The sequence below is a fragment of the Streptomyces viridosporus genome, from assembly GCF_002078235.1.
Lineage (GTDB): Bacteria > Actinomycetota > Actinomycetes > Streptomycetales > Streptomycetaceae > Streptomyces > Streptomyces viridosporus.
This window is the reverse complement of the sequence record NZ_MSGP01000174.1, coordinates 1-10,442: the sequence shown is the minus strand read 5'-3', so window position 1 is coordinate 10,442 and position 10,442 is coordinate 1. Positions and strand designations below refer to the sequence as shown.

General features: G+C 74.8%; 8 protein-coding genes. 4 read left to right on the top strand and 4 right to left on the bottom strand.

The features are described 5' to 3' along the window. Positions 1-1,339: 3'-5' exonuclease (locus B7L92_RS13430; protein ID WP_159461030.1), on the top strand; the 1,339-nt coding region annotated here is incomplete at its 5' end. A 68-nt stretch (positions 1,340-1,407) separates the two neighbouring features. Here B7L92_RS13430 and B7L92_RS13425 read toward each other — a convergent pair. Both B7L92_RS13425 and B7L92_RS13420 read right to left on the bottom strand, forming a co-directional pair. Then, positions 1,408-2,970 carry a M23 family metallopeptidase gene (locus tag B7L92_RS13425; RefSeq protein WP_438363991.1) on the bottom strand — a complete coding sequence of 521 codons (1,563 nt, stop codon included), beginning with the start codon at positions 2,968-2,970 and terminating at the stop codon, positions 1,408-1,410. A 382-nt stretch (positions 2,971-3,352) separates the two neighbouring features. Further along, on the bottom strand, positions 3,353-4,216 hold the full coding sequence (locus B7L92_RS13420) for an esterase/lipase family protein (protein ID WP_081237638.1): 864 nt from the start codon (positions 4,214-4,216) through the stop codon (positions 3,353-3,355). A gap of 470 nt (positions 4,217-4,686) precedes the next feature. Here B7L92_RS13420 and icmB point away from each other — a divergent pair, with 470 nt between their 5' ends. Beyond that, positions 4,687-5,103: a coenzyme B12-dependent isobutyryl CoA mutase small subunit gene (icmB, locus tag B7L92_RS13415; RefSeq protein WP_081237637.1), complete on the top strand. Its 417-nt coding sequence runs from the start codon at positions 4,687-4,689 to the stop codon at positions 5,101-5,103. Between the two features lie 158 nt (positions 5,104-5,261). On the opposite strand, the gene B7L92_RS13410 is transcribed toward icmB, so the two are convergent. Further along, positions 5,262-6,890, bottom strand: a complete 1,629-nt coding sequence (locus B7L92_RS13410) for a DUF5691 domain-containing protein (RefSeq protein WP_081237636.1) — start codon at positions 6,888-6,890, stop codon at positions 5,262-5,264. Positions 6,891-7,002: 112 nt separating this feature from the next. Further along, positions 7,003-8,358 (bottom strand): SWIM zinc finger family protein, encoded by a 1,356-nt coding sequence (locus B7L92_RS13405; RefSeq protein ID WP_081237635.1) that lies wholly within the window; start codon positions 8,356-8,358, stop codon positions 7,003-7,005. A gap of 132 nt (positions 8,359-8,490) precedes the next feature. On the opposite strand from B7L92_RS13405, the gene B7L92_RS13400 reads away from it, so the two are divergent. Next, positions 8,491-9,666 (top strand): ATP-binding protein, encoded by a 1,176-nt coding sequence (locus tag B7L92_RS13400; protein ID WP_081237634.1) that lies wholly within the window; start codon positions 8,491-8,493, stop codon positions 9,664-9,666. Further along, on the top strand, positions 9,663-10,442 hold a 780-nt coding region (locus tag B7L92_RS13395), incomplete at its 3' end, for a DUF5682 family protein (protein WP_255310933.1). The genes B7L92_RS13400 and B7L92_RS13395, both read left to right, overlap by 4 nt.

The window sequence follows — 10,442 nt, the reverse complement described above, 5'->3', positions numbered from 1 at the left end:
CGCCGGCGCCGGCGCGCGGATCACCGGATACGTGGCCGACACCGAGCACGACGAGGCCCAGTTCGTCGCCGACGAGATAGACCGCCTCACGGACGCGGGGCAGGCCAAGGCGGGCGACGTCGCCGTCTTCTACCGCACCAACGCCCAGTCCCGCGTCTTCGAGGAGGTCTTCATCCGCGTCGGCCTCCCCTACAAGGTCGTCGGCGGCGTCCGCTTCTACGAGCGCAAGGAGGTCCGGGACGTCCTGGCCTACCTGCGGGTGCTCGCCAACCCCGAGGACTCGGTGCCGCTGCGCCGCATCCTCAACGTCCCCAAGCGGGGCATCGGCGACCGCGCGGAAGCCATGATCGACGCCCTCGCCCAGCGCGAGCGGATCAGCTTCCCGCAGGCCCTCGGCCGCGTCGACGAGGCGTACGGCATGGCCGCGCGGTCGGTGAACGCCGTCAAGCGGTTCAACACGCTGATGGAGGACCTCCGGACGATCGCCGAGTCCGGCGCGGGCCCGGCCACCGTCCTGGAGGCGATCCTCGAACGCACCGGCTACCTCGCCGAGTTGCAGGCCTCCACCGACCCGCAGGACGAGACCCGGATCGAGAACCTCCAGGAACTCGCGGCCGTCGCCCTGGAGTTCGAGCAGGGACGCGGCGAGGGCGCGGTGACGCCCGGGGCCACCGACCCGGGGGGCACCCTGGCCGACTTCCTGGAGCAGGTCGCGCTGGTCGCCGACTCCGACCAGATCCCCGACGAGGACGAGGACGGCTCCGGCGTCATCACCCTGATGACCCTGCACACCGCCAAGGGCCTGGAGTTCCCGGTCGTCTTCCTGACCGGCATGGAGGACGGCGTCTTCCCGCACATGCGCGCCCTCGGCCAGACCAAGGAGCTGGAGGAGGAGCGGCGCCTGGCGTACGTCGGCATCACCCGCGCGCGGGAGCGGCTGTACCTCACCCGGTCGACGATGCGCAGTGCGTGGGGGCAGCCGTCGTACAACCCGCCCTCGCGCTTCCTGGAGGAGATCCCGACGGCGCACCTGGAGTGGAAGCGGACGGGGGGCGGCTCACCCGCGGCCTCCGGGCCGGTCTCCGGGGTGGCGGCCTCGCTGTCGTCGTCCCGCTCCCGCTCGTCGGCGGCGGGCGCCTCCGGTTTCGCCACCCGCCGGGCCGCGGAGCAGCCCGCCGCGTCGCTGGCGGTCGGGGACCGGGTCACGCACGACCAGTTCGGCCTCGGCACCGTGGTCGCGGTGAAGGGCACGGGCGCGAACGCGGAGGCGACCATCGACTTCGGGGACGCCAAGCCGAAGCGGCTGCTGCTGCGGTACGCGCCGGTGGAGAAGCTGTGACCGGACGGGTCTGACGCCGCACGAGAGGGCCCCGCCCGGCGGGGTCCTCTCTCGCCGGATTCAGTCCGTCACGTCGGGTCCAGTCCGTGGCTGCGCAGCCAGGCGAGCGGGTCGATCGCCGAGCCGCCGCTCGGGCGGACCTCGAAGTGCAGGTGCGGGCCGGTCGAGTTGCCCGAGTTGCCGGAGAGCGCGATCCGGTCGCCGGCCTTCACGGTCGTACCGGAGGGGACCTGGTAGCTGGAGAGGTGGCAGTACCACGTCTCCGTGCCGTCCATCGCGGTCAGGATCACCATGTTGCCGTACGCGCTGTTGTACTGCGTACGGACCGTGCCGTCGGTCGCGGCCAGCACCGGAGTGCCGTAGGACACGGGGAAGTCGATGCCGCTGTGCACCGACATCCAGTTGATGCCGGACTGGCCGTAGTAGGCGCTGAGGCCGGGCTGCACGACCGGGAGCGCGAACTTCGGGCGCAGCCGTTCCTTGCGGGCCGCCTCCTCCGCCGCCTGCTTCCGCTCGGCCTCCTGCTGGGCCTTGAGATCGATGCGTTCCTGGGTGCGGCTGACCCGGTCGGCGAAGTCGTCCGCTCCGGCGGCGACGCCCTCGAGCTGGGTGTTCAGCTTGACGTTGACGACGGACGGCTTCACCGGCTGCGCGTCCGCCGCGGTCGTCGTCGTCTCCTGCCCGCCCTCGTCGGTCAGATCGCTGACGGAGGCGGCGGCGATCCCGGCGACGCCCATCACGCACACGGAGGGCACGGCCACCGTCAGCAGCGCGGAGCGCTTGGGAGGCGTACGGCGGCGGGAACGGGATCCGCCGCGCGAGGCCGCGCGCGGCGACGGGACGGGAGGGGCTTCCTGCTGCTCGTCGAGCAGGTGCACCGCCGGCAGTTCACCCGTGTCGCCCGAGCCGTCGTGGGCGGAGCCGTCGTAGGGGTCCTGCTCCTCCGGGGCCGGGGAGTCGGAGTCCTGGGAGAGCGGGTGCGCGGGCGCCTGCGGGTCATCGAACCGCTCGAACGTGGCGGTGGCCCGCTGGTCGAAGGAGTCGGCCTGCGGCTCGTAGGCGTCGGACGCCGACGCGGCGGCGTCACCGTCGGGGTTCCACTGTGTGGCGTCGTAGGCGCCGGTGTCGAAGGCCTGGGTGCCCCAGTCCCACTGCTGGGTCTGATCGGCGGGGTTCCCGGACTGGTCGGGCTGGAGCCAGGCGCCCGCGTCCCACTGGCCGCCGGTGTCGGGCGCGGTGCCCTGACCCGGGATCAGCGGCGCGTGCTGCTGACCGGTGGTCCAGGCCGTCGCGTCGTAGGAGTCGGTGTCGTAGCCGGCGTACTGCTGGGCCTGCTGGGCCTGCTGGGTTCGTTGGGCCGCGTACGCGTCGTACTGACCGGTGTCGTGGCCGCCCGTGGACCAGTGGGTGCCGTTGCCGTACGCGCCCGTGTCGTGGCCGTCCTGGAGACCGCCGAAGAGGGGGTCGGAGGCGAAGTCCGCGAGGGTCTGACTGCCGGTGCCGAAACCGGTGGGGGCGAAACCGGCGGTGTCGTGTCCGCCGTACGGGGTGAAATCGCCGTACGGGGCTTCCTGGGTGCCGTACGACGCGTAGGGCGCCGAGGCGGCGTCGGAAGCCGGGGCCGGGGCCATGGTCCCCGACGGGTGACGGTCGTTCACCAACTTCTCTTTCGCCTCGACAACAGGGGCTGGCAGAGCAGTGCGGCGACTGTACCCGGCGGTATGCGGGCGCGACAATCTTCGGCAGGTTTCACGCGCGCAGGAAACGGGCAATCGGTTGCGTTTTGGCGGACTGCACACGTGTCCTTGGCTCTGTGTTCGATGTCTGTTCGAGGTGATGTGCGGGGTGACGGCTCAAGGGGGCCGTGCCGAACGGCCGTTGTTCGGGTGAGGGGACCGGCTCTCCCCGGTCGTGGGCGTGTCGCCGGCTCCCGGGTGTGTCGCCCGCCGCCCGCCCCCGCTGCCGGACGGCCGTCCGGCCGTCATCCCCGACCCGGCCGCCGCCGGGCCGCCGTCAGGCGACCGTCAGTCCCTCCGCGCGGCCCGTGGAGGGCTCTCCGGGATGCGCCGTGTCCAGGGCCTGGCGTATGCGGGTCGCCACGGCCGGGTGCACGGGCAGGGCGAGGTGGCCGACGCCGCTCACCCGTACGTTCTGCACGGTCAGGTCCGGGTGCTCGATGCAGGCGGTCTCCAGCGGCTCCATGATGTGGTCGAGGTCGCTCCAGAAGGAGACGAAGTGCGTACGACAGCCGGGCGCGGGCAGGGCGAGCTCCTCGAGCACCGGTGACCCGGGGCGCATCTGGCGGACGATGGGGTGCGCGTTGGCCAGCGGCGCGACGCGGGTGCCCGAGTGCGGGGTGCCGAGCGTGACGAGCGTCCGCACGCGGGCGTCACCACCCAGCCGCTGCACGTAGTACCGCGCGATCAGCCCTCCGAGGCTGTGTCCGACCACGTCGACCCGCTCGCTGCCCGTGCGCTCGCACACCTGCTCTATGTGCCGGCCGAGCAGTTCGGCCGCGATGCGGATGTCACAGGTCAGCGGCGAGTAGTTGAGCGACTCGATCTGCTGCCTGCCGTGCTGGACGAGGCTGCGGCGCAGCAGGAGGAAGACGGAGCGGTTGTCGATGAAGCCGTGCAGCAGCACGACCGGGGGTTTGGCCTCCGCAGGCAGGCGCGCGGCGCCCGGTGCGAGCGGCACGGCGGCCGGGCCCCGCCGCTCCTGGACGATGCCGGCGGGATAGAGCAGGAGGTGGCCCGCCAGGATCGCGAGCTCCAGGGCGGTGGCCTTCAGCAAGGTCAGGGAGAGATCCGCCAGCCGGTCCGGCAGAAGACGCCGGCAGAGCGGCAGAAGGGGAAGAGCTGCCCGGGTGACCTTCATGGCCGACCTCCTGTCGGCACGCGGAGGGACGGCCCTGTCCCCCATGTGCCCTCATGGGGAATCGCGACGAGAGCGGTCGACGGTGCGCGCGTGCGAGGCGCGGAGGTGGTGCGGTGGTGCGGCGGCCTCGTAGCGGATTCCCTGTACGCATGGTCCCACCGTTGCCCGTGTGTCGCACGGGCAAGCGGTACGGGGGCCGCGGGGCCCCGGGACGCTGCGCGGCGAACGTGTCCCACCGTGTGATTTCCCCCTCGCTCCGCACCGTGAAACTGCCGGTTGCGGGATGCTGGAGATAACGTTCGTTCACTTCCCCGGCCGATCCGGGCCGGGGTGTCCGCGCCGCGGTGGCACACCCGGCGCGGTGGGTGGCGGAACGTGCGGTACACGCGGTGTGCACGACGTGTGCGGCACGGCGGATGTGTGCGGTACTTGTCGGTACGGATGGATGTAGTCGCTTCATGGAGGCAGTGATGGGTGTGGCAGCCGGTCCGATCCGCGTGGTGGTGGCCAAGCCGGGGCTCGACGGCCACGATCGCGGGGCCAAGGTGATCGCGCGGGCGCTGCGCGACGCCGGTATGGAGGTCATCTACACCGGGCTCCACCAGACCCCCGAGCAGATCGTCGACACCGCGATCCAGGAGGACGCCGACGCGATCGGCCTGTCCATCCTCTCCGGCGCGCACAACACGCTCTTCGCGGCGGTGATCGAACTGCTCCAGGAGCGGGACGCGGCGGACATCCTGGTCTTCGGCGGCGGGATCATCCCCGAGGCGGACATCGCCCCGCTGAAGGAGAAGGGCGTCGCGGAGATCTTCACCCCGGGCGCGACCACGGCGTCCATCGTGGACTGGGTGCGCGCGAACGTGCGCCAGCCCGCGCAGGCGTAGGCGGCGGTTTCCGGCGGCGGGACCGGGGAGGGCGGCGGTGCCTCCCGGTGAGGGAGGACCGGGGGCGCGGCGGAGCCGGCCCGTCGGGGCCTCCGGCTCCCGGCCCGCGCTCCGCGGAACCTCGGCGCCGGGGCCCGCGGTGTCCGGGGCCGAGGTGTTCAGGCTCCCGGCGGGGTCAGCTCCTCCAGCATGGCCGCGCGCAGGCGCAGCGTCGTGACCAGGCGCTGGAAGGCCTCCGACCAGTAGCTCCCGGCTCCCGGTGACGCGTTCTCCGGCTCGTCCGGTATCGCCAGGAGCGCGTCGAGGCGGCTTGCCTCGGAGGGGTCGAGGCAGCGTTCGGCCAGGCCCATGACTCCGCTGAAACTCCATGGATAACTCCCTGCGTCCCGCGCGATGTTGAGCGCGTCGACCACGGCCCGTCCGAGCGGCGCGGCCCACGGCACCGCGCACACTCCGAGCAGCTGGAAGGCCTCGGACAGGCCGTGTGTCTCGATGAACCCCGCCACCCATTCGGCCCGTTCGGCGGCGCCCAGCGTGCCGAGCAGCTCGGCGCGCTCGGCCAGGGACACCGCCCCCGGGCCGCCGGCCTCCGGCGCGGAGGGCTCACCGAGCAGCGCCCGGGACCACGGGGCGTTCCGCTGCCGCACCGCCGCCCGGCACCATGCCGCGTGCAGTTCGCTCCGCCAGTCGTCCGCCACCGGCAGGGCCATGATCTCCCGGGGCGTGCGCCCGCCGAGCCGCCGCGGCCAGCCGTCGAGCGGTGCCGCCTCCACCAACTGGCCCAGCCACCAGGCCCGCTCCCCGCGGCCCGCCGGTGCCTTGGCCACCACGCCGTCGCGCTCCATGTCCGCGTCGCACTCGTGCGGCGCCTCGACGGTGATCGTCGGCACGTCCCCCGTGTGGTCCACGGCCACACACGTCCCGGCCCTGACCGCCATCCGTGCCGCGAACGCCGAACCGGGCAGCGCCGACAGCAGCTCCGCGGCCGTCGCCCGCACATTGCGGCTGCGGTCGGCCAGGGCCTGCTCCAGGAAGGGCTCGTCGGCCGGACCGAGACCGCTGCGCAGGGAGTCCAGGAACAGGAGCCGGTCCTCCGCGCGCTCCGTCGCCCAGGTCGCCGCGAGGAGGTCGCGCGCGGCGCCCGGATCGCGGGAACGCAGGGCGGTGAGCAGCGCGACCCGTTCCGCGAAGAGGCCCTCCTGCCAGAGCCGCTCGACTCCCTCGGGGCCGCCGGAACCGGGCACGGAGGTGCTCCCGCCCGGTGTCGAGCGCAGGGCGAACCGCCAGTCCGGATTGAGCCGGGCCAGCCACAGGGCGCGCGGCCCCGCGAACCGGAGGGTCGCCGGGCGCAGGTCCGTACGCCCCCGCGCGGCGTCGAGCAGGGCGGGCAGCGCGGCGGGGGGCGCGGCGAACCCGCGGGCGTTCGCCGCCGCCAGCCACTGGGGCAGCAGCTCCATGAGATCCGGCGCGGTGCCCCGGCGGCCGCCGCCGGAGGTGCCGGGACGGTCGGAGAGCAGCAGCGCGAGCCGGCGGGCGGCGGCGGGCGGCAGCGGTGGACGCGGATCCTTTGGGGCGGGCCGCGGACGCCGGGCCGCCCGGGCCGGCCGCAGTCCGGCGCGTCGCCGCACGGTCGCCGCGGCCGCCGCGTCCAGCAGTGCCACCGGTGCCCCGGGGCCGGGCGCGCAGCCCGCCGGTGTGCGCCGGTCGGTGCCCAGCAGGGCCGTGGTGACCAGGTCCTCCCAGGCGTCCGGGAGGGACGGGTCCGCGGCGGCGGCGGTCCTGCTCATGAGCTTCCTTTCCGTCGGGCGTCCCGGAGCGGTCGAAGACTCACGTGCACCGAGTGTCCAGTGATGCCCGAAAAATTCATGAGGTCGGTGGGAACGGGGGCCGGGGCCCTGCTCAGCACAGCGACACCGCCTCATCGGCCCCCTCCGGCCATGCCGCCAAGGGGGTGAATCCCTGGTGGCCGCACTCGCCGAAGACCGTGACCGGGGCGCCGCCCGACAGGGCGACCAGGCGCCACAGGCCGGGGCGGGACCGCGCGGCCGGGGCGACCGGCAGGGCCGTGTCCCCGTCGGCGTCCGCCAGCTGCCAGCCGTCACCGTCCGGGACCGGTACCACCCGGTCCAGGGTCACCGGGACCGAGTCCAGCCAGGGGTCGTCGCACAGCGCCTCGCCGTAGCGGACGACCGCCCGGGCCGTCGTCGTCCCCGGTGGCCGCGCCGCCGTGGGCGCGGGCGGCGCGAACCGCTCGCCCAGGGCCGCCCGCGGCTGCCTCGCGCCCGGGTACGCGGACAGCTCCGCGTCCAGGGCCAGCCCGACCGGCAGGGTGATCTCGGGGGCGCGGCCCGCGGCCCCGTAGAAGAGGAGCAGTGCCGTGCGCCGCGAGTCCGTGCCGTACAGCCAGATGCGGCGGGTGGTCAGGCGGGCGTCCGCCGTGTCGTACTGGGCGAGGACCAGCCAGCGGTCCCGTACCGGCGGGCCGTCCGCCGAGGCGGGCAGGCCGATGCGGGAGCGGACCGTCGCGGCGAGGCCCTCCGGCAGCCGCTCGCGGTGCAGCCAGCCCCGGCCGAGGAGGTGGAGCAGCGCGCACTCCTCCAGCAGCCGCACCGGCCAGTTCGGTCCGGTGCCCGGCAGCGCCCCCAGCTCCCGCACCCGGGCGGCCAGCCCCGGCGCCTGGGCGTCGACCATGCGGGCCGCCGTCTCCTCCCACAGGCCGTACCCGGACTGCTCCGCCGCCGCCAGTCCGCCGCGGAGCAGATCCGCCAGGCGCTGCTCCAGTTCCGCCGCGCCCGCGGTGACCCGCTCGGCGCGGCGCTCCGCCCTGCGCCGTGCCGCCTCCGGGTCGGCGGACCCGGACGGGGGGCTCGGGGAGCCCGCGGTCCGTCCCCGCTCCGTGCTCCCGCGCCGGCCCGCGAGCCACTGCTCCGCCCACTCCGGGGCCTCCGCCCGCGGCACCGCCCCGTCTTCGCCCGCCCAGAGCAGCAGCAGGCCGAGCGCGTGCTTGCACGGGGACCTACGACTCGGGCAACTGCACCGGTACGCGGGCCCGGAGGGGTCCGCGAGGTCGACGACCGTCCGGTACGGCTCGCTGCCGCTGCCCCCGCACAGCCCCCACACCGCCCCCTCGTCGGACCTGCCGGTCCCGGACCACGGACCGGCCGCACCGAGTCTGCCTCCCGCTTCGCGCGACGCGGTGTCAGGCGCCAGTGCCAGCACCCGGTCCGCGGTCCAGCGCACCCCCTGCTGAGTCATGCCGCCGACGTTATGTCCCGGCACTGACAATCGCTCCGGCGAGCGGGTCTTCGCAGGTCAGCGCGATTGTCAGTGGCGTGGTGCACGGTGGGTGGCAGATCCGAACCGGCCGAGCTGGAGGGGGACTCAGCCATGCCTGCGCCCGTTGAACGGACGTCCGTCGACCCGAGCCGGAACGGCTCCGCGCCCGCGAACCCGGGCACGGACGCCCCCCGTCCCGCCCCGGGGTCACAGGCGCTGCGGCCGCACGCGGAGGACGCCTTCGCCGCCGAACTCGCCGCGCTGGCGGCACAGGACGACCGCCCGCGCCCGGCCCGCTGGCGGCTCTCGCCGTGGGCCGTCGCGACCTACCTGCTCGGCGGCACCCTGCCGGACGGCACGGTGGTCACACCGAAGTACGTCGGCCCGCGCCGCATCGTCGAGGTCGCCGTGTCCACGCTCGCCACCGACCGCGCCCTGCTGCTGCTCGGTGTGCCCGGCACCGCGAAGACCTGGGTGTCCGAGCACCTGGCCGCGGCGGTCAGCGGCGACTCGACCCTGCTGGTGCAGGGCACGGCGGGCACACCGGAGGAGGCCGTCCGCTACGGCTGGAACTACGCCCGGCTGCTCGCCCAGGGTCCCAGCCGTGACGCCCTGGTGCCCAGTCCGGTGATGCGGGCCATGGCGGAGGGGACGACGGCCCGCGTCGAGGAGCTGACCCGCATGCCGGCCGACGTCCAGGACACGCTCATCACCATCCTGTCGGAGAAGACCCTGCCCATACCGGAGCTGGGCGAGGAGGTGCAGGCGGTCCGCGGCTTCAACCTGATCGCCACGGCCAACGACCGCGACCGCGGCGTCAACGACCTGTCCAGCGCCCTGCGCCGCCGCTTCAACACCGTGGTGCTGCCGCTGCCGGAGACCCCCGAGGCGGAGGTCGACATCGTCTCGCGCCGGGTGGACCAGATCGGCCGCTCCCTCGACCTGCCGGCCGTGCCCGACGGCATCGACGAGATCCGCCGTGTCGTCACCGTCTTCCGCGAGCTGCGCGACGGGATCACCACCGACGGCCGGACGAAGCTGAAGTCGCCCAGCGGCACGCTGTCGACCGCCGAGGCGATCTCCGTCGTCACCCACGGGCTGGCCCTCGCCGCCCACTTCGGCGACGGCGTACTGCGGGCCGGGGACGTCGCCGCGGGCATCCTCGGCGCGGTCGTCCGCGACCCGGCGGCGGACCGCGTCGTCTGGCAGGAGTACCTGGAGACCGTCGTCCGTGAGCGCGACGGCTGGAAGGACTTCTACCGGGCCTGCCGGGAGGCCGGCGCGTGAGCGAGGGGGCGAGGGACACGGACCGGGGGCCGGCCGGGCCGCTGCTGCTCGGGGTGCGGCACCACGGGCCGGGGTCGGCGCGGGCGGTGCGGGCGGCGCTGGACGAGGCCCGGCCGGGGATCGTGCTGATCGAGGGGCCGCCCGAGGCCGATCCGCTGATCCCGCTCGCCGCGGAGGAGGGCATGCGGCCGCCGGTCGCCCTGCTCGCCCACGCCGTGGACGAGCCCGGCCGCTCGGCCTTCTGGCCGCTGGCCGAGTTCTCCCCGGAGTGGGTCGCGATCCGCTGGGCGCTGGAGCACGCGGTCCCGGCCCGCTTCATCGACCTGCCGGCCGCCCACACGCTGGCGTGGGGGAAGGACACGGGGGCGGACGGGACGGACGGACCGGGGCCCGGCTCCGGCCCCGGTGACGAGCCCGGTGCCGCGGAGGAGCCCGGCACCGGGGACGGCGCCGGTCCGGGTGCCGAGGTGCGGGTCGATCCGCTGGGGGCGCTCGCCGACGCCGCCGGGTACGACGACCCCGAGCGGTGGTGGGAGGACGTCGTCGAGCACCGGGGCGTGGGGAAGGGCGACGCGCTCGCGCCGTTCACCGCGCTGGAGGAGGCCATGACGGCGCTGCGGGAGACGTACGGCGGCGGGGGACACGACCGGGACCCGGTGCGCGAGGCGTACATGCGGCTCCAGGTCCGGGCCGCGCGGCGGGAGTTCGAGGACGGCGTGGCCGTGGTGTGCGGGGCCTGGCACGTGCCCGCGTTGCGGCGGCGCACCACCGTCGCC